21 protein-coding genes are annotated in these 25,168 nt (G+C 64.2%); 8 read left to right on the plus strand and 13 right to left on the minus strand.

Translation table 11 applies throughout. The annotated features are described in order from the left end of the window. Positions 1–37 precede the first annotated feature (37 nt). On the plus strand, positions 38–652 hold the full coding sequence (locus tag WDX12_RS29065) for a glutathione S-transferase family protein (protein ID WP_434722909.1): 615 nt from the start codon (positions 38–40) through the stop codon (positions 650–652). Continuing rightward, positions 645–1,226, plus strand: coding sequence for a demethoxyubiquinone hydroxylase family protein (locus tag WDX12_RS29070; protein ID WP_434722910.1), 582 nt, complete (start codon positions 645–647; stop codon positions 1,224–1,226). The genes WDX12_RS29065 and WDX12_RS29070 overlap by 8 nt, the downstream gene beginning before the upstream one ends. An 11-nt stretch (positions 1,227–1,237) precedes the next feature. On the opposite strand, the gene alaS is transcribed toward WDX12_RS29070, so the two are convergent. After that, positions 1,238–3,907, minus strand: a complete 2,670-nt coding sequence (alaS, locus tag WDX12_RS29075) for an alanine--tRNA ligase (RefSeq protein ID WP_434722911.1) — start codon at positions 3,905–3,907, stop codon at positions 1,238–1,240. A 365-nt stretch (positions 3,908–4,272) separates the two neighbouring features. Beyond that, entirely contained in the window at positions 4,273–5,370 is a 1,098-nt protein-coding gene (gene recA / locus WDX12_RS29080) for a recombinase RecA (RefSeq protein WP_320295873.1), read from the minus strand. A gap of 378 nt (positions 5,371–5,748) precedes the next feature. On the opposite strand from recA, the gene WDX12_RS29085 reads away from it, so the two are divergent. Then, positions 5,749–6,687: a carbohydrate kinase family protein gene (locus tag WDX12_RS29085; RefSeq protein WP_434722912.1), complete on the plus strand. Its 939-nt coding sequence runs from the start codon at positions 5,749–5,751 to the stop codon at positions 6,685–6,687. Positions 6,688–6,726: 39 nt separating this feature from the next. Next, the gene (locus tag WDX12_RS29090) at positions 6,727–7,644 is read left to right on the plus strand and encodes a pseudouridine-5'-phosphate glycosidase (RefSeq protein ID WP_434722913.1); all 918 of its coding nucleotides are present in this window, start codon (positions 6,727–6,729) and stop codon (positions 7,642–7,644) included. Positions 7,645–7,849: 205 nt separating this feature from the next. Here WDX12_RS29090 and WDX12_RS29095 read toward each other — a convergent pair whose 3' ends face one another. Then, positions 7,850–8,173, minus strand: coding sequence for a TfoX/Sxy family protein (locus tag WDX12_RS29095; protein ID WP_434722914.1), 324 nt, complete (start codon positions 8,171–8,173; stop codon positions 7,850–7,852). 88 nt (positions 8,174–8,261) lie between these two features. Here WDX12_RS29095 and WDX12_RS29100 point away from each other — a divergent pair, with 88 nt between their 5' ends. Next, positions 8,262–8,759, plus strand: a complete 498-nt coding sequence (locus WDX12_RS29100; protein ID WP_434722915.1) for a GFA family protein — start codon at positions 8,262–8,264, stop codon at positions 8,757–8,759. Between the two features lie 135 nt (positions 8,760–8,894). Here the strand turns inward: WDX12_RS29100 and sufA are convergent, their stop codons facing one another. The 7 genes from sufA to WDX12_RS29135 form a co-directional block, all read right to left on the minus strand. After that, a complete protein-coding gene (gene sufA / locus WDX12_RS29105) occupies positions 8,895–9,275 on the minus strand; it encodes a Fe-S cluster assembly scaffold SufA (protein ID WP_127226088.1) in 381 nt (126 codons plus the stop codon). A gap of 88 nt (positions 9,276–9,363) precedes the next feature. Continuing rightward, positions 9,364–9,756: an SUF system Fe-S cluster assembly protein gene (locus tag WDX12_RS29110; RefSeq protein WP_434722916.1), complete on the minus strand. Its 393-nt coding sequence runs from the start codon at positions 9,754–9,756 to the stop codon at positions 9,364–9,366. A gap of 5 nt (positions 9,757–9,761) precedes the next feature. Further along, on the minus strand, positions 9,762–11,003 hold the full coding sequence (locus WDX12_RS29115; protein WP_434722917.1) for a cysteine desulfurase: 1,242 nt from the start codon (positions 11,001–11,003) through the stop codon (positions 9,762–9,764). A 104-nt stretch (positions 11,004–11,107) separates the two neighbouring features. Further along, a complete protein-coding gene (gene sufD / locus WDX12_RS29120) occupies positions 11,108–12,379 on the minus strand; it encodes a Fe-S cluster assembly protein SufD (protein WP_434722918.1) in 1,272 nt (423 codons plus the stop codon). A gap of 22 nt (positions 12,380–12,401) precedes the next feature. Beyond that, entirely contained in the window at positions 12,402–13,157 is a 756-nt protein-coding gene (gene sufC, locus WDX12_RS29125) for a Fe-S cluster assembly ATPase SufC (protein WP_042644485.1), read from the minus strand. A gap of 27 nt (positions 13,158–13,184) precedes the next feature. After that, entirely contained in the window at positions 13,185–14,708 is a 1,524-nt protein-coding gene (gene sufB / locus WDX12_RS29130) for a Fe-S cluster assembly protein SufB (protein ID WP_434722919.1), read from the minus strand. Between the two features lie 236 nt (positions 14,709–14,944). After that, positions 14,945–16,105 (minus strand): cysteine desulfurase family protein, encoded by a 1,161-nt coding sequence (locus tag WDX12_RS29135; RefSeq protein ID WP_434722920.1) that lies wholly within the window; start codon positions 16,103–16,105, stop codon positions 14,945–14,947. A 266-nt stretch (positions 16,106–16,371) separates the two neighbouring features. Between WDX12_RS29135 and WDX12_RS29140 the strand changes: the two genes are divergently transcribed. Beyond that, the gene (locus WDX12_RS29140; protein ID WP_140815574.1) at positions 16,372–17,046 is read left to right on the plus strand and encodes an alpha/beta hydrolase; all 675 of its coding nucleotides are present in this window, start codon (positions 16,372–16,374) and stop codon (positions 17,044–17,046) included. 34 nt (positions 17,047–17,080) lie between these two features. Here the strand turns inward: WDX12_RS29140 and WDX12_RS29145 are convergent, their stop codons facing one another. Both WDX12_RS29145 and WDX12_RS29150 read right to left on the minus strand, forming a co-directional pair. Then, positions 17,081–17,944 (minus strand): phosphatase PAP2 family protein, encoded by an 864-nt coding sequence (locus tag WDX12_RS29145; protein ID WP_434722921.1) that lies wholly within the window; start codon positions 17,942–17,944, stop codon positions 17,081–17,083. 47 nt (positions 17,945–17,991) lie between these two features. Then, entirely contained in the window at positions 17,992–19,635 is a 1,644-nt protein-coding gene (locus WDX12_RS29150) for an ArnT family glycosyltransferase (protein WP_434722922.1), read from the minus strand. 272 nt (positions 19,636–19,907) lie between these two features. On the opposite strand from WDX12_RS29150, the gene tyrS reads away from it, so the two are divergent. Beyond that, a complete protein-coding gene (gene tyrS, locus WDX12_RS29155) occupies positions 19,908–21,161 on the plus strand; it encodes a tyrosine--tRNA ligase (RefSeq protein ID WP_434722923.1) in 1,254 nt (417 codons plus the stop codon). Between the two features lie 11 nt (positions 21,162–21,172). On the opposite strand, the gene WDX12_RS29160 is transcribed toward tyrS, so the two are convergent. Beyond that, entirely contained in the window at positions 21,173–24,598 is a 3,426-nt protein-coding gene (locus tag WDX12_RS29160) for a hypothetical protein (protein WP_434722924.1), read from the minus strand. A gap of 95 nt (positions 24,599–24,693) precedes the next feature. On the opposite strand from WDX12_RS29160, the gene WDX12_RS29165 reads away from it, so the two are divergent. Then, the gene (locus WDX12_RS29165) at positions 24,694–25,161 is read left to right on the plus strand and encodes a peroxiredoxin (protein ID WP_434722925.1); all 468 of its coding nucleotides are present in this window, start codon (positions 24,694–24,696) and stop codon (positions 25,159–25,161) included. Positions 25,162–25,168: the final 7 nt, after the last annotated feature.

Consider the following 25,168-nt stretch of genomic DNA (forward strand, 5'->3'; position numbering starts at 1 on the left):
TTTGAGCATTACCACGAGGGGAAGTGAGAGCTGATCGATGGCCAAGCCAACTCTCTACGGCGCCGACTACAGCGTCTATGTGCGCATCGCGCGCATGGCGTTGGAGGAAAAGGGCGTCGGCTACGAGCTCGTCCCGCTCGACATCTTCGCCGCCGAGGGCGTTCCGGCCTGGTATCTGGAGCTGCACCCGTTCGGCCGCATCCCGGCCTTCGAGCATGACGGCTTTCGCCTGTTCGAGACCGGCGCAATCGGGCGCTACGTCGACGAAGCCTTCGATGGTCCGGCCCTGCAGCCGGCCGACGCTCGCGGTCGCGCCAGGATGGGCCAGATCATCGGCATGCTCGACGCCTATGGCTATCGCGCGATGGTCTGGGACGTCGCCGTCGAGCGGCTGGAAAAGACGCAGCCGGACGAGGCGCTGATCGCCAATGGGCTCCGCCAGGCCGAGACGGTGCTCCAGGTACTGACATCGCTTAAGGCCAAGGGGCCATGGCTGCTCGGCGGCCAGCTGACGCTGGCCGACCTGCACGCCGCGCCCATCATCGCCTATTTTCTCAAGGTCGCCGAGGGACAGAAGCTTTTTACCCACTTTCCTGACTTGCAGGGCTGGTGGGGTAGTATCGCCAAGCGGACAAGCTTCTCCAATGGCTGAGCTTTCTCGCCGCGATGCGTTGACCGTAGCCAGGATAGTCCGGGTCAACCACGCAGGCGAGTTTGGAGCGATCCGGATCTATTCGGCGCAAATCCTCGTTGCCGAGCACTTCTGGCCGGATTGCGTTCCATCTCTATCGGAGATGCTGGGACACGAGCGCCAGCATTGCGCCGCCTTCCTTGCCGCCATGCCGGCACGAAATTCGCGTCCATGCCGCGTGATGCAATTCTGGAGCTGGGGTGGCTGGCTGCTGGGCTTTTTTACCGCTTTGCTCGGCCCGCAAGGCATCTGGGCTTGCACCGCCGCCGTCGAAGCGACAGTGCACCGCCATCTTGACGACCAGCTCAATTATCTCGCTGGGCGTGATCGCGAACTCCACGCCGTTATCCTGTCGATCCGCGAGGAAGAGCTGGCTCATCTCCATCACGCCGAGCAGCAGTTGCAAGCACCGGGCTTACTGCTGAAACTCCTGCGCGTGGCGATTGCCATCGCCACGGATTGCCTCATCTGGCTATCCACGTGGGGCGACTCCGTCAGAATGGCGCACGCCCTGAAAGCGGCAAAGCTTTCCTGATTTCCTCAGGGCTACGCCGCTTCCAGCGCCGCCTTTACCGCCGCGATCGCATCATTGGCCTTGGAGGCGTCGGGGCCGCCGGCCTGCGCCATGTCGGGCCGGCCGCCGCCGCCCTGCCCGCCAAGCGCGGCGGACGCGACGCGCACGAGATCGACGGCGCTGAAGCGGCCGGTCAGGTCGTCGGTGACGCCGACGACCACGCTTGCCTTGTTGTCCTCGCCGGCGCCGACGAAGACGACCACACCGGAGCCGAGCGTCTTCTTGCCGGCATCGGCCAGTGGCTTCAGGTCCTTCGGCGCGACACCGCTGACTGCCTTGCCGAGAAAGCCGACGCCGGCGATGGTCTCGTTGGCGGCCGGGGCATCGGCAGCGGCCGAGCCGCCACCCAGCGCCAGCTTCTTGCGCGCTTCGCTCAATTCCTTCTCAAGCTTCTTGCGTTCCTCAAGCAATGTTTCGACGCGAGCCGGCACGTCAGCCGGCGCAATTTTCAGGGTCGCCGCCGCGGCTTTCAGCCGCCTGTCCTGCTCGTCGAGATGCTTGCGCGCCGCCTCGCCGGTCAGCGCCTCGATGCGGCGCACGCCGGCCGCCACCGCGCCGTCCGACAGGATGCGCACCAGGCCGATATCGCCGGTCGACTTCACATGCGTGCCGCCGCAAAGCTCGACGGAATAAGGACGATTGGCCTTGGCGCCGTGCAGGCCGGTGCCCATCGACACGACGCGCACCTCATCGCCGTATTTTTCGCCGAACAGCGCCATGGCGCCCTCGGCGATCGCGTCGTCGACCGACATCAGCCGCGTCGTCACCGGGCTGTTCTGCACGACGATCTCGTTGGCCATGCGCTCGACCTCCTCGAGCTCATCGGCCGAAATCGGCTTGTTGTGCGAGATGTCGAAGCGCAGCCGCTCCGGCGCGACCAGCGAGCCTTTCTGCGCCACATGGGTGCCCAGCACCTCGCGCAGCGCCTCGTGGATGAGATGCGTCGCGGAATGGTTGGCGCGCAGCCTCGAGCGGCGGGCATGATCGACCTTGAGCTCGACGGCAGCACCCGTCTTGACCGTGCCTTTAGCCACCTTGCCGAGATGCACGAACAGACCGTCGGCCTTCTTCTGCGTATCCGAGACCTCAATCGAAAAACCCTCGCCGGAGATCACCCCGGTGTCGCCCATCTGGCCGCCGGATTCGCCATAGAACGGCGTCTGGTTGACGACCACGGCGACCGCATCGCCCTGGGTGGCGCTGTCGATGGTCTTGCCGTCCTTGACCAGGGCCTGGACGATGCCTTCCGCCTCCTCCGTCTCATAGCCGAGGAATTCGGTGGCACCGGTCTTCTCGCGCACCGAGAACCACACCGTCTCGGTCGCGGCCTCGCCCGAGCCCGCCCAATGCGCGCGCGCCTCGGCCTTCTGCCGCTCCATCGCGTCGGTGAAGCCGGCGAGATCGACCGAGATGCTACGCTGGCGCAGCGCATCCTGCGTCAGGTCGAGCGGGAAGCCATAGGTGTCGTAGAGCTTGAAGGCCGTCTCGCCATCGAGCATGTCGCCGGCATGCAGCGTTTCCGTCGCGTCCGAAAGCAAGCCGAGGCCACGCACCAGCGTCTTGCGGAAGCGCGTTTCCTCGAGCTTCAGCGTCTCGGTGATCAGCGCCTCGCCGCGCACCAGCTCGGGATAGGCCTGGCCCATCTCGCGCACCAGCGCCGGCACCAGCTGCCACATCAGCGGCTCCTTCGCGCCAAGCAGCTGCGCATGGCGCATGGCGCGGCGCATGATGCGGCGCAGCACATAGCCGCGGCCTTCGTTGGACGGCAGCACGCCGTCGGCCACCAGGAAGGAGGACGAGCGCAGGTGATCCGCCATGACGCGATAAGACGCGACGTTCTCCTGGTTCGGACCCTGGCCGAGCGCCGAGGACGCCGCGTCGATCAGATGCCTGAACAGGTCGGTCTCGAAGACGCTTTCGACGCCCTGCAGGATGGAGGCCATTCGCTCCAGGCCCATGCCGGTGTCGATCGAAGGACGCGGCAGGTCGATGCGTTCTTCCTTGGTAACCTGCTCATACTGCATGAACACCAGGTTCCAGAATTCCAGGAACCGGTCGCCATCTTCTTCCGGGCTGCCGGGCGGTCCGCCCCAGATATGCTCGCCGCGGTCGATGAAGATTTCAGAGCACGGGCCGCATGGGCCGGTGTCGCCCATCGCCCAGAAATTGTCCGAGGTCGGGATCCGGATGATGCGGTCGTCGGAAAAGCCGGCGATCTTCTTCCAAAAGCCCGCCGCTTCGTCGTCGGTGTGATAGACAGTGACGAGCAGCTTGTCCTTCTTGAGGCCGAAACCCTTGGTGATCAGGTTCCAGGCAAGCTCAATCGCGCGCTCCTTGAAATAGTCGCCGAACGAGAAATTGCCGAGCATCTCGAAGAAGGTGAGATGGCGCGCGGTATAGCCGACATTGTCGAGGTCGTTGTGCTTGCCGCCGGCGCGCACGCTCTTTTGGGCGGTGGACGCCCGCGAATAGGGACGCTTCTCCAGGCCGGTGAAGACGTTCTTGAACTGCACCATGCCGGCGTTGGTGAACATCAACGTCGGATCGTTGCGCGGCACCAGCGGGCTGGAGGCGACGATCTCATGGCCCTCCTTGCGGAAGTAGTCGAGGAATGTCGACCGGATGTCGTTCACGCCACTCATTGCATACTGCCTTTTTCGCAAGAACCGCCGGCGCTGCCGGCGGCTGATGGGCTTTCATGTTTCAGAAGATAGATTGGCCTTTTAGCGATAGCTCCGCACCCTGTCCAGAAACACGGACACAGGCACGTCGCCCAAAAGTGCGCAGCAGCTTTGGGAAAACGACATGCATAAACAAAGACCAAAGCGCATCGCCTGAATTCATTGCAGCGCGAGGCGCTTTGGGCCAATAAACCGGCGAGCGGCAGCACCGCCCGCAAACGCAAACCGCCGGCGCGAGGGCCGGCGGTTCGGGACGCAATACCAGAACTCAATTACATAAGCATATACGAATATAACAGGATTATGGCCAAACTCCGACCGTCGCGTTACATGGCGCCGGCTTCGTCCTCGAAACCGTCGTCCCCGCCTTCGGAGCCACCATTTTCGAGGAATTTCTCAGCGATCAGCCCGGCATTCTGCCTGAGCGCCATCTCGATCTCGCGCGCCGTGTCGGGATTGTCGCGCAGGAACAGCTTGGCGTTCTCGCGCCCCTGGCCGAGACGCTGCGAATTGTAGGAGAACCAGGCGCCCGACTTCTCGACCACGCCGGCCTTGACGCCGAGATCGACGAGCTCGCCGGTCTTGGACACGCCCTCGCCATACATGATGTCGAACTCGACCACCTTGAAGGGCGGGGCCAGCTTATTCTTGACCACCTTGACGCGGGTCTGGTTGCCGACGACCTCGTCGCGGTCCTTGACCGAGCCGATGCGGCGGATGTCGAGGCGCACCGAAGCGTAGAATTTCAGCGCGTTGCCGCCCGTGGTCGTCTCGGGCGAGCCGAACATGACGCCGATCTTCATGCGGATCTGGTTGATGAAGATGACCATGGTGTTGGAGCGCGAGATCGAGGCGGTCAGCTTGCGCAGCGCCTGGCTCATCAGGCGGGCCTGCAGGCCAGGTAGCGCATCGCCCATCTCGCCTTCGATTTCGGCGCGCGGCGTCAGTGCCGCGACCGAGTCGATGACCAGAACGTCGATGGCGCCCGAACGCACCAGCGTGTCGCAGATCTCCAGCGCCTGTTCGCCGGTATCGGGCTGCGAGATCAGGAGGTTCTCCAGGTCAACGCCGAGCTTGCGGGCATAGACCGGATCGAGCGCATGCTCGGCATCGACGAAGGCGCAGATGCCGCCCTTCTTCTGCGCTTCGGCGACCGTGTGCAGCGCCAGCGTGGTCTTGCCCGAGCTTTCCGGCCCGTAGATTTCGACGATGCGGCCGCGCGGCAGGCCGCCGACGCCGAGCGCGATATCGAGGCCGAGCGAGCCGGTCGGCACGGTTTCGATCTCGACCGCCTGCTCGTTGGCGCCGAGCCGCATGATCGAGCCCTTGCCGAAGGCGCGCTCGATCTGCGACAGCGCCGCGTCCAGAGCTTTTGATTTGTCCACTGCCTTATCCTCTACAAGCCGCAAAGTATTCTGAGCCATGATACATCACCCCTTGGTCGTCAATGAAGGCCGGACAATCCGTGATCCTTGTCGGTTTGTACCTTTTTTGTTCTCATTTGGCAAGGGGATACAACCAACTGAAAAACAATCAATATCTGGATTTGTTCTATTTTTGTCTCACCAGGGCTGGTACAAACCGGAACCGCTGGTCCAGAAGAGATCTCGTATCCGGCCGTCCGAATCGCGAACGATTGCAGGGCGATCCAGGGAAACTTAGAGCAATTCCAGGAAAAGTGCGTAGCGGTTTCTGTCCGGAATTGCGCAAAAACAAGATCTAGAGCGGTTCGGCGATTCCGTGAAACGCTGAACCGCTCTAGTGTGCGCAGCCGCACGATCAACGGAAGTCACCGATCCAATATGCCGACATCCCCAAATATCCTGGCGCTGGGCGGCGCCCATATCGACCGGCGCGGCCAGGTCTCGGGCACTTATGTGCCGGCCGCCTCCAACCCCGGCATGATGCGCGAGGACGTCGGCGGCGTGGTTTTCAACGCGTTGCGCAGCGTGGTGAAGCGCGGCGTGTCGGCCTCGCTGATTTCGGTGCGCGGCGGCGACGCGGCGGCGGACACAGTCGCCTCGGCGATCGACAACGCCGGAATAACGGACCTCTCGGTGGTGTTCCTCGACCGCACGACGCCGAGCTACACGGCGCTGATCGACCCCGAGGGCGAATTGATCGTCGGGCTGGCCGACATGGCGCTCTACGACCTCGCCTTCCCCAAGCAGATAAGGCGCTCCAAGGTCCGCGAGGCGATCGCCGCGGCAGACGCCATCCTGTGCGACGCCAACCTGCCGACGGCCGCTCTCGAACGCCTGATGGCACTGGCCGACGGCCGGCCGGTCTTCGCCATCGCCGTCTCGCCGGCCAAGGTCGTGCGCCTGACGCCGCTGCTCGACCAGCTGTCGCTGCTTTTCATGAACAGCCGAGAAGCCGCCGCGCTTGTCGATGCCGAGCCATCCGGCGAACTCCTTGTCCGCCGGCTCAGGCAGGCCGGGCTGAACGCCGGCGTTGTGACCTCCGGCAGCGCTCCGGTGCTGGGCTTCGACGACAGCGGCATCTTTGAGATCGATCCGCCCGCGCCACGCAAGGTTGCCGACGTGACCGGCGCCGGCGATGCCCTGACCGGCGCGACGGTCGCCGCCCTGTTGCGCGGCCTGCCGCTGCGCGCGGCACTGCGTGAAGGCCTTGCGGCGGCGATGCTGGCCATCGAGAGCCCTCAGGCCGTGCCGTCCTTCACGAACGCCAACTTCGGCCAAGCGCTTGCCCTTGTGCCGGAGGCGCGGGAGGTGGCATAGGGCCACCAGACATCCACTTCCTCCTGACCGGAGACAGCCGTGACGCCCGAAACCGCCCGCCCCTTCGTCGACATCCACCCGCCCGTGGCCGAGGCGCTTGCCGCCGGCCGGCCCGTGGTGGCGCTGGAAAGCACCATCATCACCCACGGCATGCCCTACCCCGATAATGGTGCGATGGCAGCCAGGGTCGAGCAGATCATCATCGACGGCGGCGCGGTGCCGGCGACGATCGCCGTGGTCGATGGCCGCATCAAGATCGGCCTGTCCGACGGCGAGCGCGAATCGCTCGCCATGACCGGCGACGCCATGAAGCTGTCGCGCGCCGATATCGGCTTCGCCGTCGCTCAAAAGCGCACCGGCGGCACCACGGTTGCCGCCACCATGATCGCCGCGCACATGGCTGGCATAAAAGTCTTCGCCACCGGCGGTATCGGCGGCGTCCACAAGGGCGCGGAAAAAAGCTTCGACATCTCGGCCGATCTCGACGAGCTGGCGCGCACGCCGGTCATCGTCGTCTCGGCCGGCGCCAAGGCGATCCTCGACATCGAAAAGACGCTGGAAGTGATGGAGACGCGCGGCGTGCCGGTGATCGGCCATGGCTGCGAGACCATGCCCGCCTTCTGGTCGCGCCAGTCGCCCTTCCGCGCGCCGCTGACGCTCAATGCGCCTGAGGACATCGCGCATTTCTACCGCACGCGTCAGGCGCTCGGCCTAAGCGGCGGCATCCTGGTCGCCAATCCGGTGCCGCAAAATGACGAGATCCCGGCCGCCGAGATGGATGGCTACATCCAGGCCGCGCAACAGGCCGCCGAGGCGCTCAACGTCACCGGCAAGGCGGTGACGCCCTTCCTCTTGTCGAAGATCCTGGAACTCTCCGGCGGCCGCAGCCTGAAAACCAACATCGCCCTGGTCGAGAACAACGCGCGGCTGGCGGCGGAGATCGCGGAGGCGCTGTAGGGCACGCGGCGAAGCCCCCTCACCCGGATTGCCAAGGCCGAATTGCGAAGAGCAATTCGGGGCATTCCGACCTCTCCCCAAGGGGAGAGGACCGGCCGGCGCCTGCGCCAACCTCTTCTCCCCAGCGGGGAGAAGGTGGCCGCGAAGCGGCCGGATGAGGGGGCGGCCTCGACATGACCTTCATAGTGTTTCAACAGCGGACCAATCACTTCCCCGCCCTTCGCCCCGCTTCATAAGCGCGCCGCGCCCACAACGTCATCTCGTCGGGATCGTCGAAAGCCTCGTCGGGAATGCTCCAATAGGGCATTGCGATCAGCTTGCCGTGCCGCGAGCCTGTATAAGTCCATTGCTTGCACCCGGCGGCCTCGAAATCAGGCGCGCTCTCCTCGTCCGCCTTGAGCAGCAATTCGCCGCGCACGACGACCGCGACGATGACGCCGTCGCAATAGATGCCCTTGCCGCCGAACAGCTTGCGGATGCTGATCGGCCCCAGGCTTTCGAACAATTCCTCAAGGCGGGCATTATCCATGCAGCAATCATCTCATCCGGCATGGGCCTTGTCCTCGCCGCAACCAAGAGCATGCTGACAGGTTGAGATCAAAAAACGGAGATCCGCCATGCCCGTCCTGCTCAAAGGCTCCTGCCGCTGTGGCGCCGTCCGCTTCGAGGTGGAAAGCCACACGCCGGTGCCGTTCATGCTCTGCTACTGCTCGATCTGCCGCAAGCAGCAGGGCGGCGGCGGCTTCGCCATCAATCTCGGCGCCGACTACGAGACGATGAACGTCCGGGGCAAACGCAGCCTCGGTGTCTACCGAGCCGAGATCGAGGACGACGAGCATCCGCATTGCGATGTCTCGACCGGTGAGCGCAATTTCTGCAAGAAATGCGGCGCGGCGCTCTGGCTCTACGATCCGACCTGGCCTGACCTCGTCCATCCTTTCGCGTCAGCCATCGACAGCGACCTGCCGAAACCGACGGAAAAGGTGCATCTGATGCTGAAATACAAGGCGAACTGGGTCGAGCCGGTGATCGGCAGACAAGACAAGGTGTTCGACGTCTACCCGGAAGAGTCGATCGCCGACTGGCACAAGCGCACAGGGATGTGGGTGGAATAGCGTTCTTCGCCCCGTTCACGGGGAGAAGATGCCGGCAGGCAGATGAGGGGCGGCGCGAACTTCGGATAGAGCAGCTCTGCCCCTCATTCGGCCCTTCGGGCCACCTTCTCCCCGTAAACGGGGCGAAGGAAGGGGTCAGGCGGAAGCGCGCGCCTCCGCAAGCGCCTTTAGGTCCGCAGGCTTCAGCTCGACGGATTCGCCGCAGCCGCAGGCCGAGCTCTGGTTCGGGTTCTTGAAGGTGAAGCCGGTGCGCAGCGTGGTCTGCTCGAAATCCATCTCGGTGCCGAACAGGAACAACGCCGCCTCCGGCGCGACATAGACATGCGCGCCGTCTCGCTCGATATGGTCGTCCTTGGGATTGGGCTCGGTCACGAGGTCGACCGTATATTCCATGCCGGCGCAGCCGCCCTTCTTGATGCCGAGACGGATGCCATGCGCGTTGTCGCGCGCAGCCACAATCTCGCGCACCCGGTCGGCGGCCTTGTCGGTCATCGTGATGACGGCGAAGCGTCCCATGTCATTCTCCACGTTCGCGCGGGTTCAAGGCCCGCGGAATGAGTCTGCCCTTAAGATGGTGAAGTTTCACCTAGCGTGCAAGTCAAGCTCAATACCACCCGACCGCCACCTGCGCCTCTTCCGACATGCGGTCGGGCGTCCAGGGCGGATCGAAGGTCATCTTGACCTCGACGCCGGAAACGCCTTCGACGGCGCCGACGGCGTTCTCGACCCAGCCCGGCATTTCACCAGCCACCGGACAGCCCGGCGCGGTCAAGGTCATGTCGATCTTGACCGACCGGTCGTCCTCGATGTCGATCCTGTAGACGAGGCCGAGCTCATAAATGTCGGCCGGGATTTCCGGGTCGTAGACGGTCTTCAGCGCCGAAACGATATCGTCGGTCAGCCGCGCCAGCTCGTCGGCGGGGATCGCCGAGGCCGAAACGATGCCGTTGCCGGCCGTTTCCGGAACAGTCTCTGCGGTCGCCCTCACATCGTCCATCATCATCACCCGAAGAACTTTCGCGCCTTTTCCAGCGCCCCGGCCAAAGCGTCGACTTCGGCCCTCGTATTATACATGCCGAACGATGCCCTGCATGTGGAGGTGACGCCGAAGCGTTTCAACAGCGGCTGGGCGCAATGCGTGCCCGCCCGCACCGCAACACCTTGCCGGTCGATCACCATCGACACGTCATGCGCATGGATACCTTGCAATTCGAACGAGATGATGGCGCCCTTGCCCGGCGCGTCGCCGAAGATGCGCAGCGAATTGATCGCCCGCAGCCGCTCATGCGCATAGGCCTTGAGGTCCGCCTCGTGTGCTGCGATCCGCTCGCGACCGACCTTCTCCATGTAGTCGAGCGCAGCGCCCAGGCCGATCGCCTGCACGATCGGCGGCGTGCCTGCCTCGAAACGGTGCGGCGGTTCGTTGTAGGTGACGATGTCTTCCGTCACCTCCTCGATCATCTCGCCGCCGCCCATGAAGGGCCGCATCTCTTCCAGCCTGTCCTTCTTGCCGTAGAGCACGCCGATGCCCGACGGACCGTAGACCTTGTGTCCGGTGAAGACGAAGAAATCGCAGTCGAGGTCCTGCACGTCGATCGGCATGTGCACGGCGCTCTGGCTGCCGTCGACCAAGACAGGAATTCCGCGCGCATGCGCGATGCGCACGATCTCCTTGATCGGCGTCACCGTGCCCAAGGCATTGGACATCTGCGTGATGGCAACCAGTTTCGTGCGCGAGGTCAATCGCTTTTCGAATTCCTCGATGTGGAACGCGCCGAGATCATCGACCGGCACCCAGACAAGCTTGGCGCCCTGCCGCTCGCGGATGAAATGCCACGGCACGATGTTGGAATGGTGCTCCATGATCGAGAGCACGATCTCGTCGCCTTCGCCGATCCGCGGCATGCCGTAACCGTAAGCAACTGTATTGATCGCCGAGGTGGTGTTGGAGGTGAAGACGATGTTGTCGGTGCTCGGCGCATTGAGGAACCGCTGCACGGATTTGCGCGCATTCTCATAGGCGTCGGTCGCGGCGTTGGACAGGAAATGCAGCCCGCGATGGACGTTGGCGTATTCCTGGGAATAGGCATGCTGGATCGTGTCGAGCACCACCTGCGGCTTCTGCGCCGAGGCGCCGTTGTCGAGATAGACCAGCGGCTTGCCGTAGACCTGGCGCGACAGGATCGGGAAGTCGCGGCGGATCGCCTCGACGTCATAGGGGGTGGTTTCGATCTTCTGGTCCATTTCCAAGTCCTTGCCGGCCAAGGCCGCGATCCTTCCAACACCCCTCATCCGTCTCGGCGCTGCGCGCCGATCCACCTTCTCCCACAAGGGGAGAAGGTTGGGCGCTACCCGTGCGTCGAAAACCAGCCGTCGAGCCGCTCTTCCAGCGCCTCGACCAGCGCCTCGTCGTCCAGTTCCTCGATCACTTCGGCCACGAACGCCTTCACCAGAAGGCCTCGCGCCGATTTCTCGTCGATGCCCCGCGCCATCAGGTAGAACAGATGGTTGTGGTCGATCTCGGTGACCGTGGCGCCATGGCCGCAGACGACGTCGTCGGCGAAGATTTCCAGCTCCGGCTTGGTCGAGAACTCGCCGTCATCCGACAGAAGCAGCGTGTTGCAGGCCATCTTGGCGTTGGTCTTCTGCGCATATTGATGCACGTTGATGCGGCCCTGAAAGACGCCGCGCGCCTTGCCGGTCACGACATTGCGCATCACCTCGGTCGAGGTCGTGTGCGGCACCGCGTGGTCGAGCACCATGGTGGTGTCGGTATGCGTGTCGCCGGCCAGAAGATTGATGCCGCGCAATTTGAAATCGGCGCCTTCGCCGGTCGTCCTGACGACGACCTCCTGGCGCACGAGCTTGCCGCCGGCGTTCATCACGAACAGCGTCAGCTTGGCATCCTTGCCGATATGCGCCTTGAACTGGGCGAGATGCGTGGCGGTGTCCGGCTGCTCCTGCACGATCAGCCAGGTCACTTCCGCGCCGTCGCCGATCACGAGCTGGCTGACCGAAGAGACGAGCGCATCGTCGCCCTCGCCCGCCTGGCGCTCGACGACAATCGCCTTTGCGCCGGCGCCGACGCGCGCCAGGAGCCGCACATGCGACTGGCCGCCGGACTGAAGGTTCTGCAATTCGACCGGCTTTTCCAGCGCCACGCCGTCGGCGATGTCGACGAAATAGCCGTCGGCGACGAAGGCCGTGTTGAGCGCACCGATCGCGTCGTCGCTGCCATAGGGATCCAGTCCCGGAGCCACGCTGCCGTCGGTGAGCTTCTCCGACAGCCGCTGCACGGTGACGCCTTCGATCTCCGGCAGCTTGGCGTTGGAGACGCCGTTCAGCACCGGAAGCACCGCCGAGCCTTCAAGGATAGGCGCAAGCGCCTTGACGACGGCGCCGGCCTCGAAAGCCGGCACCGAGGTGAGCAGCCGGCGCAGGTCCGTATAATGCCAGGATTCGACGCGTCGCGTCGGCAGGCCGTGCTTGATCGCCTCGATCGCGTCGTCGCGCTTGACCATCACCGCGCCGTCGCCGGGCAGCAGCGACAACCGCTCGCCGAAGGCGTCGATCAGCGCCGTCTCGGCCAATGTCCGCTGGGGCTGTGCGTGCATGTTCATGGCTCTTGCCTCGACCGCCATCTCACGCCGCTTCGCCGATCACGCCGGCATAGCCGTTGGCCTCGAGATCGAGCGCCAGCGACTTGTCGCCCGACTTGATGACCTGACCCTTGTAGAGCACGTGCACCGAGTCCGGTACGATGTGCTCGAGCAGGCGCTGGTAGTGGGTGATGACGACGATGGCGCGTTCCGGCGAACGCAACGCGTTGACGCCGTCCGAGACGATCTTCAGCGCGTCGATGTCGAGGCCGGAATCGGTCTCGTCGAGCACGCAGAGTTTTGGCTCGAGCAGCTTCATCTGCAGGATCTCGGCGCGCTTCTTCTCGCCGCCGGAAAAGCCGACATTGAGCGGCCGCTTCAGCATGTTCATGTCCATGCTGAGCGAGGCCGCAGCTTCCTTCACGCGCTTCAGGAATTCCGGCACCTTCAGCGGCTCCTCGCCGCGCGCCTTGCGCTGCTCGTTCATCGCCACTTTCAGGAATTCCATGGTCGCCACGCCCGGTATCTCCATCGGATACTGGAAGGCGAGGAAGATGCCGGCGGTGGCGCGCTCGGCCGGATCCATCTCCAGGATCGACTGGCCGTTATAGAGGATGTCGCCTTCCGTCACCTCATAGTCCTCGCGGCCGGCGAGGATATAGGACAGCGTCGACTTGCCCGAACCGTTCGGGCCCATGATGGCGGCGACCTCGCCGGCTTTCACCGTCAGATTGAGGCCGCGGATGATCTCGGTGCCGTCATCGACGATGCGGGCATGCAAATTCTTGATCTCAAGCATAATCTCTTCCTGAATATCGTATTGCGGTCAGCCGACCGAACCCTCGAGGCTGATGCCGATCAGCTTCTGCGCTTCGACCGCGAACTCCATCGGCAACTGCTGGATGACGTCCTTGACGAAGCCATTGACGATCAGCGCGATCGCCTCCTCTTCCGGAATGCCGCGCTGCATGACGTAGAATTTCTGGTCCTCGGAGATCTTCGACGTCGTCGCTTCGTGCTCGAACTGCGCCGTTGAATTCTTGGCCTCCATGTAAGGCACGGTGTGCGCACCGCACTGGTCGCCGATCAAAAGCGAGTCGCAATTGGTGAAGTTGCGCGCGTTGGCCGCTTTGCGATGCGCCGAGACCTGGCCGCGATAGGTGTTCTGCGAGAAGCCGGCGGCGATGCCCTTGGAGATGATGCGGCTCGACGTGTTCTTGCCGAGATGGATCATCTTGGTGCCGCTATCGACCTGCTGGTAACCGTTCGACACGGCGATCGAATAGAACTCGCCGCTGGAATCGTCGCCGCGCAGGATGCAGCTCGGATATTTCCAGGTGATGGCCGAACCGGTCTCGACCTGCGTCCACGAGATCTTCGAGCGGTCGCCGCGGCAGTCGCCGCGCTTGGTGACGAAATTGTAGATACCGCCCTTGCCCTCGGCGTCGCCCGGATACCAGTTCTGCACCGTCGAGTATTTGATCTCGGCATCGTCGAGCGCGACCAGCTCGACCACCGCGGCGTGCAGCTGGTTCTCGTCGCGCTGCGGCGCCGTGCAGCCTTCGAGATAGGAGACATAGGCCCCCTCCTCGGCGATGATCAGCGTGCGCTCGAACTGGCCGGTGTTCTTCTCGTTGATGCGGAAATAGGTCGACAATTCCATCGGGCAGCGAACGCCCTTCGGCACGAAGACGAACGAACCGTCGGTGAACACGGCCGAGTTCAGCGTGGCGTAGAAATTGTCCGTAGTCGGCACGACCGAGCCGAGATATTTCTTCACCAGATCGGGATGCTCGCGAATGGCTTCCGAGATCGAGCAGAAGATGACGCCGGCCTGCGCCAGCTCCTTCTTGAAGGTGGTGACCACGGAAACGGAATCGAACACGGCGTCGACCGCGACGCGGCCCGACTTGTAGACGTTGTCGCCAACCTCTTCTTCTTCGGCGTCGACCGCCCCGGTCTTCTGCACGCCGGCCAGGATTTCCTGCTCCTTGAGCGGGATGCCGAGCTTCTCATAGACCTTGAGCAGTTCAGGGTCGACTTCGCTCAGCGACTTCGGGCCGGGCGTGCTCTTCGGCGCGGCGTAGTAGTAAATGTCCTGGAAGTCGATCTTCGGATAGTGGACGCGCGCCCAGGTCGGCTCTTCCAAGGTCAGCCAGCGGCGATAAGCGCCCAGACGCCATTCCAGCATCCAGTCCGGCTCATCCTTCTTGGCCGAGATGAAGCGAATGATGTCTTCGCTCAGGCCCTTGGGGGCCTTGTCCATCTCGATCTCTGTCTGGAATCCGTATTTATACTGGTCGACGTCGATCTTTCGGACTCGATCGATCGTCTCCTGCACAGCAGGCATAAGCGTTCTCCATCCACGCCGGGGTCAAGGCCCGACAGTTTTCAAACTATGGCACCGCCGAAATCGCGCCCCAGGGGGCTCGCGGCGGAGTAAGTTCCATATAGTGCGTGTCCGCCGGAAATTCACCCGGCCAGGACAAAACGCACGGCTCTACCAGGCCATAAGGCCTGAATTCGTTTCCGAGCAGCGGAAATCCGAGAGCCGTAGGCGTCTCCCGCTCCGATGCTCCGCCGCCGTCAGGCGGCTTCTTCCTTGCCCGCGCGGCGGGCGACGATGCCGGCCAGCGCGGCCCGGAAGGCCTCGATATCCGCGGCGCCGGTCGCGCGGCCGATCGAGACCCGCAACGCGCCCAGGCTGTCGCCATGGCCCATCGCCTTCAGCACATGGCTTGGCCCGACTTTTCCCGACGAGCAGGCCGATCCCGCCGACAGCGCGACGCCGGCAAGATCGAAGGCGATCTGCGCCGTCTCGGCCTTGACGCCGGGAATAGCGAAGAATGTCGTGTTGGCAAGCCTGGGAGCGCCATTTCCGAAGATTTCCGCGTCCGGCGCCAGTTCGGTCACGATGGCTTCGATCCCGTCGCGGCGCCGCGAAACGGCATCGACATCGTCCAGGCCTGCCAGGGCAGCCCGCGCGGCGGCGCCGAAACCGGCGATCCCGGCGACGTTTTCCGTGCCGGCGCGATGGCCTTTCTCCTGGCCGCCGCCATTGACCAAAGGCCGCGGCATCATCAGGTCGGATGCGGCGACGATCGCGCCGACGCCCTTCGGGCCGCCGATCTTGTGCGAGGACAGGATCAGATAATCGGCATAAGGAACTGACATATCGAGCGGAATCCGACCGGCGGCCTGAACGGCGTCGACCAACAGCACCCCGCCGGCGGCCTTGACGATTTCGCCGATGCGTTCGACCGGCTGGACGACGCCCGTCTCGTTGTTGGCGGCGTGGATCGCCACCAGCGGCAGGCCGGCGGTCCTGTCATGCGCGGCAAGCGCGGCGGCAAGCGCGTCGAGATCGGCAATGCCGTTCCGGTCGACGCCGATCTTCGTCACCTGCGCAGGCGCAAACCGACCGCCATTCAGGATGCAGGGATGGTCGGCCGCCGAGACATAGAGATGGCTCATGCGGATCGAGCCGCGCCCCATCTGCCAGTCCGGCCCAAGCAGCGTCGAGGCGGCTTCGGTGGCGCCGGAGGTGAAGACGACATGCTCGGGCCTGGCGTTGACCAGCCGCGCCACGTCGCGGCGCGCGTCCTCGATCAGCCGGCGCGAGGCGCGCCCTTCCGTATGGACCGATGACGGGTTGGCGGCATCAAGCGCGGCGACCATCGCCGCCCGCGCTTCCGCAATGAGCGGCGCGCTGGCGTTGTAGTCGAGATAGGCGCGGGTTGCGGCCATTTTCGCTCAGTTCGTCCTTCCGCCAACTATCCCGCGAGGATAGCGCGTTATTTCCTTGAAATTGCAAGGCAAGCCGTCCTATTTACCCGGCTTGCGGCGCGGGCGGCCGGACCATCGGGTTTCGGCCTCCCAGTTTTGAACAATTCTAAACTAGCTTCTAGGAACACGCTCGCCCGGCGTCAAGGCCACAGAAGGTGTGGGGCCTCATGAGAGTGGGGCCAGAAGAGTTCCGGGCTAGCGCATTCATATGCCACGTGGAGTATTTTATGCCTGAGGTCATTTTCGCCGGTCCGGCTGGTCGCCTGGAGGGACGCTATCAGCCCTCGAAGGAAAAGAGCGCGCCGATCGCCATCGTGCTTCACCCGCACCCGCAATTCGGCGGCACGATGAACAACAAGATCGTCTACGACCTCTTCTACATGTTCCAGAAGCGCGATTTCACCACGCTGCGCTTCAATTTCCGCGGCATCGGCCGCAGCCAGGGCGAATTCGACCACGGCACCGGCGAATTGTCGGATGCGGCCGCGGCGCTCGACTGGGTGCAGTCGCTGCATCCGGATTCCAAGAGCTGCTGGGTGGCCGGCTATTCCTTCGGCTCGTGGATCGGCATGCAGCTTTTGATGCGCCGGCCGGAGATCGAAGGCTTCATCTCGGTCGCGCCGCAGCCCAACACCTATGATTTCTCGTTCCTGGCGCCCTGCCCGTCGTCCGGCCTGATCATCCATGGCGATGCCGACAAGGTGGCGCCGCCGAAGGACGTGCAGGGGCTGGTCGACAAGCTGCATACGCAGAAGGGCATCACCATTACGCAGAAGACGATTCCCGGCGCCAACCACTTCTTCGCCAACGATTCCGAACTGCTCATCCAGGAATGTGCCGACTATCTCGACCGGCGCCTCGCCGGCGAGCTCGCCGATCCGAGGCCGAAGCGGCTGCGCTGACCTGCGGAAGGGTCCGCAGACCCTTCGAAGAGACCTACTGTCTGTCCTCTGTCTTCTCTTCGGCGGCGCGGGACTGCCCGGCCATCGATATCCTGACATTGGGCGGATCGGACCACCACAGCCGAAATGTCCGCTTGGGCATCGGCAATTTCGACCCCGAGCGGCCGAAGATGAAACCGAGCCGGGCGAAGACCAACCCCGAGACCACCGCAAACGCCAGCCCGAGGCCGAAGCCCGCAACCGTGTCGCTTGGATAATGCGCCCCGACGAAGACGCGCGTCGAGGCGATACAGGCCGTGACCGCCAGCGCAAGGTACCAGCGCCGCGGGAACAGCAGCAGCAGGATGCCGAACACCGCGCCCATCGTCGTGGCATGGCCGGACGGAAAGCCGGCAAAACGCGCGTCCATGGCGAAGGGATGCAGCGACAGCACGCCGAAACTGTCGAAATAGAGCGGCCGGGCCCGGCCGATACCGTATTTCAGGACGTTGACCGCGAGACCGGACAGGCCGACGGCGCAAAGCACCAGGAAGGCGAAACACGTCCAGTTGTAGACAAGCATCCGCCCATCCCTGGACAGGCCACGCCAGTCCGTCAGATTGGCGGCGACCAGGCAGAGTGCCGCCGGAATGAGATACCAGCCGCCGAGGCCAAACTGCGTGAAGAAATCGGTGAAGCGCACGAAGCCGGGGGACCATTCGCCGCGCATCTCGCCGGCGCCGGCATCGAGGCGAAGGAAAACCGCCACGATGAGCAGCGCCCAGGCCAGCAGCCAGACACCCCACAAAATTCGCGGATAGCGCGCCGGGCGTACGCCAACGCGCCGCTGCACGATCGACATCGTGTCGCTGAAATTGCCGAGCGAGCGGCGGTAAAGGGCAAGGGGCGCGACGGACATGGCTTTGGCGCGTGCTTATAGGGACATTCGACGCCCGACGCTATTCATCACGGCGCCACCCGGTAAAGCCCGAGCGACAGCTTGTCTCCTGACGAATAGTTGATCCCGTCGATCTCGGTCAGGCGCTTCGCCGACTTGCCCTGGGCGGTCAGCACGTCTGCAAGCTTCTGCTCGTCCTTGATCGGCGCCAGCCCGAGCGCGCAGGAGGGATCGGCCAGCAGATGCTTCCCCACGCCCCCGACGTCCGTGAGCACGGTCTTGGTGCCGACCAGGAAGACCAGGCTCGGCTCCTGGAACTTCGCCGAGGCAAGCACGGTTGTGTCGCAAAGCCGGTTGGCGTCGACGGCGGCCCTGACGGCGGGGCTGAGCCAGATCGGTTTCAGCGACGGCGCGATAACGCCGAACAGCAGGCTGAAGGTGATGCCCGCGCCGACGGCGATCGCGGCGATGCGTGGAAGCGGCACCTGCAATTGCCGCGGGAAGGCAAGATAGCCGGTGACCAGGGCGGCGATCGCCGCCGGTACGCTCCACCAGGAAAAGGCCTTGGTGAGATAAAGCGGCGCGCCGACGCAGACCACGGCGAGGCCGATCGCCACCACGGCAAGGCCGAAAGCCGTCGCCCACCAAAGCCATGTCTGCCAGCGCTTCAGCGGCGCGTTGGCCTGGTCCGCCGGCAAGGTCAGCAGCCAGCCAATCAGAAGCGCCATGCCCGGATAGGCCGGCATGACATAATGCGGCAGCTTGGTCGGGATCGCCTCGAACACCAGCCAGAACGGGATGTACCAGGCGAGACAGAAGCGCAGGCGCGGATCGTCCCAAAACCGGTTGATCGCCTGGAGCCCGGCGCCGACCGCGATCAGCCCGAAAGGCCACATGAACAGCGAATAGGTCAGCATGTAGAACCCGGGCGGCAGGCCGTGCGATTCCTCGCCCTGCGCCACCTTGTTCAGCATGTCCTTGCCGACCGCTTCCTGGAAGAAGGCGCCGCCGCTCTTCCAGGTGATGAGAATAAGCCACGGCAGCACGATCGCGAGCACGATCAGGACGCCGCGCACCAGCTTCATCTTGGCGAGCCAACGCCAGTCGCGGTCGAAGGCAAAGAGCGCCGCGGCCGTCAGCAGCGACAAGAGCGGCGAAACCGGTCCCTTGATGAGGATGCCCAGCCCCTGCGCGATCCAGAAGATCCAGGGCAGATGCCCGGGAACAGGTTCGTTGCGCTTCGAAGCCCAGTAGACCTGCGCCAGCGCGCCTTGCGCTATCACGCAGCAGGCCAGCAGCATGGCGTCGGTCTTGGCGTTGCGCCCCTCGAATGCGGTGGCGAAGATCGCCGCCATCATCAGGCCGGCGGCCAGCCCGGCGTTGGCGCCGAAAAGTTTTGTGCCTGTCCAGCCGATGCCGACGACGGCCAGCGCGATGCCCAGCATCGAGACCAGGCGATAGACCCAGATCGGCGCCGCGGCCCCCTCGCCGCTGAGCGCAACGGCCGCCGACTGCAGCCAGTAGATGCCGATCGGTTTCTTGTAGCGCGTGACGTCCTGCAGGCGGATGTCGACATAGTCGCCCGTCTCGACCATCTGCTTGGTCGCCTGGACGAAACGGGATTCATCGCGGTCCACCGGCGGCAGGCTGGCCAGCCCGCTGACGGTCATGACGATGCTGAACAGAAAGAGGAAGAGGTAGTTCCTGTTCATCGCGGGAGCTTTTCCGATCTAAATTGCGGGATGGCCCCGGCGGCGCGTTGCGCGGCGCCTCATTACGCCAGCAAAAAGGGCGAAGCAAGGACACGTGGGCGCCTCCCGATCGGACGCAAAACCGGAAACCACTTTTGCTGATCGCCGGTCTTTTGTTTGGCGGGCGATCGGACGCAAAACCGGAAACCACTTTTGCTGATCGCCCGCGGATGCTAAACGCGCGCCTTCATATCAAGCACGGCCAAGTGCCCGGCGACCTCCAGGAAGAAAAAATGTCCGCCTTCAAATCCGATTTCCTGCGCATCATGAGCGAGCGTGGCTTCATCCACCAGATTTCGGATGAATCCGGCCTCGACCAGCTTTTCGCCAAGGAAACGGTAAGCGCTTATATCGGCTTCGACGCCACGGCCAAGAGCCTGCATGCCGGATCGCTGATCCAGATCATGATGCTGCACTGGCTGCAGCAGACCGGCCACCGGCCGATCGCGCTGATGGGCGGCGGCACCTCGATGATCGGCGACCCGTCCTTCAAGGACGAGGCGCGCAAGCTTTTGACCCCACAGGATATCGACGACAATCTCGTCGGCATCCGCCGTAATTTCGCGCCCTACCTGAAATTCGGCAGCGGCCCGGGCGACGCGGTCATGGTCAACAACGCCGACTGGCTGATGCAGATCAACTACGTCAACTTCCTGCGCGATGTCGGCCGGCATTTCTCGGTCAACCGCATGCTGGCCTTCGATTCCGTGAAGCTCAGGCTCGACCGCGAGCAGTCGCTGTCCTTCCTCGAATTCAACTACATGATCCTGCAGGCCTACGACTTCGTCGAGCTCTACAAGCGCGTCGGCTGCCGGCTGCAGATGGGCGGCTCGGACCAGTGGGGCAACATCGTCAACGGCATCGATCTCGGCCACCGCATGGAGGGCGTGCAGCTCTTCGCCATGACCACGCCGCTGCTCACCACCTCCTCCGGCGCCAAGATGGGCAAGTCGGCCTCTGGCGCCGTCTGGCTCGATGGCGACATGCTGTCGCCCTACGAGTTCTGGCAGTACTGGCGCAACACCGAGGACGCCGATGTCGGGCGCTTCCTGAAGCTTTACACGACGCTGCCGCTCGACGAGGTGGCGCGGCTGGCGAAGCTCGGCGGCTCGGAGATCAACGAGGCGAAGAAGATCCTCGCCACCGAGATCACCGCCATGCTGCACGGCCGCGACGCGGCCGAGACCGCCAGCGAGACAGCGCGCAAGACCTTCGAGGAAGGCGCGCTCGCCGACACGCTGCCCAGCGTCGAGGTGGCCAGATCGGACCTCGAGGCCGGCCTCGGCATCCTGGCACTGTTCGTCACCGCCGGGCTCGCTGGCTCGAACGGCGAAGCACGTCGGCACATCCAGGGTGGCGCCGTGCGCATCAACGACCAGCCGCTGACCGACGACCGGCGCGTCGTCACGCTTCAGGATCTCGGTCCGGAAGGCGTCGTGAAGCTTTCGCTCGGCAAGAAGAAGCACGTCCTGGTGCGGCCGAGCTGATCGGCCGCGGCTTACTGCGCATTTTGGGATGGTTGCTGCCTGTACTCGAAGATCGAGCGGAATATCCCGGGCGCCACGACCGATAGCGGGTTGATGTTGAGCGTCGGCTTGTTGGCGTTGCCGCGCAGCCGGTAGGTGACCCCGATCAGGCCGCGGTCGCGTCCGTTGCCGAGCAGCGGTCCGAACAGCGGCAATTCGCCGAAGATGCGGTTGAGACCATAGACCGGCATGAAGGTGCCGGTCATGTCCATGTTGTTGTTCGGATCGTAGAGCGTTCCCTGGAAGGTCGTGCCGATGCGCGGACCGCGCAGCAGGCCGTTCGCCAGTTTCAGATAGCCGGAACCCTTGTCGATCTCGGCGAAGCCGCGCTCGAACTGCACCCTGGACGTGTCGATATTGCCTTTGACGGCCTCGTTCAGGCTGCGCGTGTCGCCGGCCGGCGTCGTCGACACGATCGAGGCGAGCTTTGGCTCGTTGACGACATAGAAATTGCGGGCATCCACCTGTCCCTTCATCGGTCCGTCGGCGGCGCCCGAGAGCGACAGCGTGATCGCACCGCCTTCCATATGCTCGTAGACGTTGAGGAAACGCAGGATCGCGCCGGCATCGGCCGACTTGACGCTGAGCGAGCGACCGCCTTCACCGGTGGTGTTGTTGATGGTGATTGCGGCGCCGGAGCTTGCCGCGGCGGTGACGTTTAGCCCATTCACCCGCGATCCGGCGGCGCTGTATTCGAGCTTGAGGTTGGAGAGCACCTCGTCATGGAAACCGGTCAGCGATGCCACATCGGCACTGACCGAGATCGCACCATTGCCGGCGCCCTTGGTGGCGGTGTCGACATCCGAGGTGAACTGCTTGATCAGGGAGCGTGCGTCGAGCGAGGCGCCGCTGACATCGACGGCATAGCTCTTGCCGGAGCGCTTGACCGAGACCGCGACGTCGTCGCCGCGGTTGAGCGCCACCTTGGTGAAGCGGGCCGACGACAGCGAGCCGTTGACCAATGTCACATCGCCGTCGATTGAAAAGCTCTTTCCGCCGAGGTCGAAGTCCGAAAGCGTGGTGGTGCTGCCGGACTTCGCCATGTTGAAAGCGACCTTGGCGGGAATGCCGACGCCCTTGCTCCAGCCGGCCCAGGGAATATCGAGCCTGGCATTGGTCAGGTCCGCCGAGACCTGCTGGGCACCCTCGCCGCTCTTGTCGATCGCCACCTTGATGGTTCCCGAAAGCAGGTCCGACAGGCCCGGCATGCTGGCGTTGCGCGTCTTGTCGTCGAGAACCAGCGCGATCTTGCGGCTGCGCGCCGGCCCATCATCCTCGAGCGGTTCGACCAGGTCGAGCTCGGCCGGAATGCCGTTGAGCTTGGCCTCGGCCGAAATCACAGCCTGCTTCGGCCCTACGGTTATCGAGCCATCGGCGCCAGTCACCGTCTGGTCTTCGAACGGCTTGGCTAAAGACAGGTTCTGATAGTCGAGCGAAACCAGCCAATCGAGCGTCGAGGTGTCCATGCCCTTTGTCAGTGGAATGTCCGCCTTGACGTGGCCGGTAACGGTCCCCGAAAGGTCTTCCGGCGCCAGTCCGACATGGCGCATGGCATTGATCGGCTCGTAGGACGCAAGCTCGGCGATCGCCGGCGCCTCACCCGCGACGTCGATGTCGAGCCCGCCGACGACAATCGGTCGGTTCGCGTTCTTGATCGTCAACGTGCCGCCGCTTGCCGCCACGGTGCGGCCGCTCGGCATATAGACGCTGCCCGAGGAGAGCGCGATGTCGACATCGTTGCCGTGGAACGCAACCACGCCGACGGCGTCGCGGACCGGCGGGATGCGCCCGGCGGTATCGAAGCGCGACCCCTCGATCTGGAAACGGCCGAACACTTCGTCGCCGGTGAGCGGCACGCCGTTGCCCAGGCGCCCCGGCGCCACCTGGAACTGCAGATTGGCGTCGGTCACTGTGCCCCCGAACAGATTCCCCAGCACCCAGAGCCGCGCATTGCGGGCCGAGAACCATGGCCACAATTGCTTGACATGCGAAACCGGCATGTCGTGCACGTTGAGCGACAGCGATACCCCTGGCGGGCCGTTGTCGATGAAGGCGACCGTGGCGGCGCCCAGCACCTCGCCCGGCCCGCCGGAGCGCACGCCGATCTGCTCGGCGACGAGCTTGCGGCTGTTCGGGTGGTAGACGCCGGCGATGCGGGCCACGAATTGAAGCGCCGGTTCTGGCGATTCCGAAGGCGCCAGCGTCGAGCCGTCGCTGGTGAGGTCATAGCGGTAGGCTGGCTCCTCCCCCGCCACCGCCGGCTTCGGCCCGATCGATCCGGCAAGGTCGAAGCTGGAGCGGCCGCTCCCGATCCGCAGCCGGTCGACAGAGATCTTGTTCGAGCCGGCCACCAGCGTGGCATCGGCATCGACATCGGTCGGCAGCAACCCGCGTTCGTCCAGGTCGAGCACCGAACCCTTGAGCGAGAGCGAAGCCGCCAGGCGCGACGGGCTGTCGCCTGACGCTTCCGAGCCGGAAAGCTTCAACGCGATCGAACCCAGCTTGGCGCCGTCGGCCGTCGGGGCGGTTCCGGTCGAACTGTCTTCGCCGGGGGCGCCTTCTATCTCGAGGTTGGCGTCCAGCGACGAAATGCGCCTAGCCGTCGCATCGCGCGTCGCCGAGGCGATCAAAGTCGCATGTCGGCCATCGACATCGGCATCGTAGGAGGCCTGCATGCTTCCCGTGCCGGTCTGCGCGACGGTTGCCGAGGCGACGGTCACGCGCTTGACCCGCCCGGTGTCCGGCAGCTCGAACTCGACATTGCGCAGATCGATCTGGCGCATCGAGTCCTCGCGCACGGCATCCAGCGCGTCGTTGACGCTTGAAAACACCGCCGCCGACACTTTCTCCGGGTCGACAAGCCCTTCCTCGTTGCGCAGCGCTGCCGTCCAGTCGCCGCCGCCGGAGGGCATGGCGGCCACCACGATATGAGCATCGGAAAATCTGGCGCTGGTTAGCCGGACGTCGCCGGAAAGCAGCGGCAGCAGGCGCATGCCGAAACGCACGCGCCCGATATCGGCCATCGGTTTGCCGTCGGCCGTCTTCAGGCTGACATCGTTCACCTGCAGGGCGATAAAGCTCGACCCGTCGAGCGTCAGTCGCGCCGCGCCGACGGTGACGTTGACATCGACGCCGGCGAGCTTTTCGATGGCCGTCTCCGCCTCCGCCCGGAGGCGCTCCGTGCCTATACCGGAAGCGCCGAGGACATAGACGCCCGCCGCCGCCAAAAGCAGGAGCGCGCAAAACCCGGCAAACACGCGGCCGAGAATGCGGAAGCGCCGCCGCACTGCCGCCCGGCCGAGCGGCGGCACGCTGCACGCGGACGGGAGCATCGCCAGGTCGGTGATCTCGTCACGCCTGAACCTGATCTTCTCGTGCTGCGGTTCTTCCTGATCCAAGCAATATTCCGTTGTGACGAACTCGTCGTGGACGAATCCCCGCCTCACGTTATATCGATGATTTCCCGCGCGTAACCGCAAACAAGGGCATCGATATGGCTGATCTCGACGTGGGCGACGCAGCGCCGCAATTCGATCTTCCGCGTGACGGCGGCGGCTCTCTCAGCCTCGCCGCGTTCCGGGGCAAGCCCGTTGTACTCTACTTCTATCCGCAGGACGACACCACAGGTTGCACCACCGAAGCGATCGGCTTCTCGCAGTTGAAGCCGGAGTTCGAGAAGGCTGGCGCCGTGGTGATCGGGCTATCGCCTGATAGCGTGAAGAAACACGACAAATTCAAGGCGAAGCACGACCTCACCGTCGACCTCGTCGCGGACGAGGAGCGCAAGGTGATCGAGGCCTATCAATTGTGGGTCGAGAAGACGATGTACGGGCGCAAATATATGGGCGTCGAGCGCGCCACCTTCCTGATCGGCAAGGACGGGCGCATCGCCCGCATCTGGCGCCAGGTTCGCGTCAAGGGCCACGCCGAAGCGGTGCTCGAGGCCGTGCGCGCGCTTTGAGCGTCGC

This window comes from Mesorhizobium sp. RIZ17 (assembly GCF_051127865.1).
Taxonomy (GTDB): domain Bacteria; phylum Pseudomonadota; class Alphaproteobacteria; order Rhizobiales; family Rhizobiaceae; genus Mesorhizobium; species Mesorhizobium humile.

Coding starts and splice junctions, on each gene's coding strand:
- WDX12_RS29065 (WP_434722909.1), top strand. CDS start 38: ATGGCCAAGCCAACTCTCTACGGCGCCGACTACAGCGTCTATGTGCGC.
- WDX12_RS29070 (WP_434722910.1), top strand. CDS start 645: ATGGCTGAGCTTTCTCGCCGCGATGCGTTGACCGTAGCCAGGATAGTC.
- alaS (WP_434722911.1), bottom strand. CDS start 3,907: ATGAGTGGCGTGAACGACATCCGGTCGACATTCCTCGACTACTTCCGC.
- recA (WP_320295873.1), bottom strand. CDS start 5,370: ATGGCTCAGAATACTTTGCGGCTTGTAGAGGATAAGGCAGTGGACAAA.
- WDX12_RS29085 (WP_434722912.1), top strand. CDS start 5,749: ATGCCGACATCCCCAAATATCCTGGCGCTGGGCGGCGCCCATATCGAC.
- WDX12_RS29095 (WP_434722914.1), bottom strand. CDS start 8,173: ATGGATAATGCCCGCCTTGAGGAATTGTTCGAAAGCCTGGGGCCGATC.
- WDX12_RS29100 (WP_434722915.1), top strand. CDS start 8,262: ATGCCCGTCCTGCTCAAAGGCTCCTGCCGCTGTGGCGCCGTCCGCTTC.
- sufA (WP_127226088.1), bottom strand. CDS start 9,275: ATGGGACGCTTCGCCGTCATCACGATGACCGACAAGGCCGCCGACCGG.
- WDX12_RS29110 (WP_434722916.1), bottom strand. CDS start 9,756: ATGGACGATGTGAGGGCGACCGCAGAGACTGTTCCGGAAACGGCCGGC.
- WDX12_RS29115 (WP_434722917.1), bottom strand. CDS start 11,003: ATGGACCAGAAGATCGAAACCACCCCCTATGACGTCGAGGCGATCCGC.
- sufD (WP_434722918.1), bottom strand. CDS start 12,379: ATGAACATGCACGCACAGCCCCAGCGGACATTGGCCGAGACGGCGCTG.
- sufC (WP_042644485.1), bottom strand. CDS start 13,157: ATGCTTGAGATCAAGAATTTGCATGCCCGCATCGTCGATGACGGCACC.
- sufB (WP_434722919.1), bottom strand. CDS start 14,708: ATGCCTGCTGTGCAGGAGACGATCGATCGAGTCCGAAAGATCGACGTC.
- WDX12_RS29135 (WP_434722920.1), bottom strand. CDS start 16,105: ATGGCCGCAACCCGCGCCTATCTCGACTACAACGCCAGCGCGCCGCTC.
- WDX12_RS29140 (WP_140815574.1), top strand. CDS start 16,372: ATGCCTGAGGTCATTTTCGCCGGTCCGGCTGGTCGCCTGGAGGGACGC.
- WDX12_RS29145 (WP_434722921.1), bottom strand. CDS start 17,944: ATGTCCGTCGCGCCCCTTGCCCTTTACCGCCGCTCGCTCGGCAATTTC.
- WDX12_RS29150 (WP_434722922.1), bottom strand. CDS start 19,635: ATGAACAGGAACTACCTCTTCCTCTTTCTGTTCAGCATCGTCATGACC.
- tyrS (WP_434722923.1), top strand. CDS start 19,908: ATGTCCGCCTTCAAATCCGATTTCCTGCGCATCATGAGCGAGCGTGGC.
- WDX12_RS29165 (WP_434722925.1), top strand. CDS start 24,694: ATGGCTGATCTCGACGTGGGCGACGCAGCGCCGCAATTCGATCTTCCG.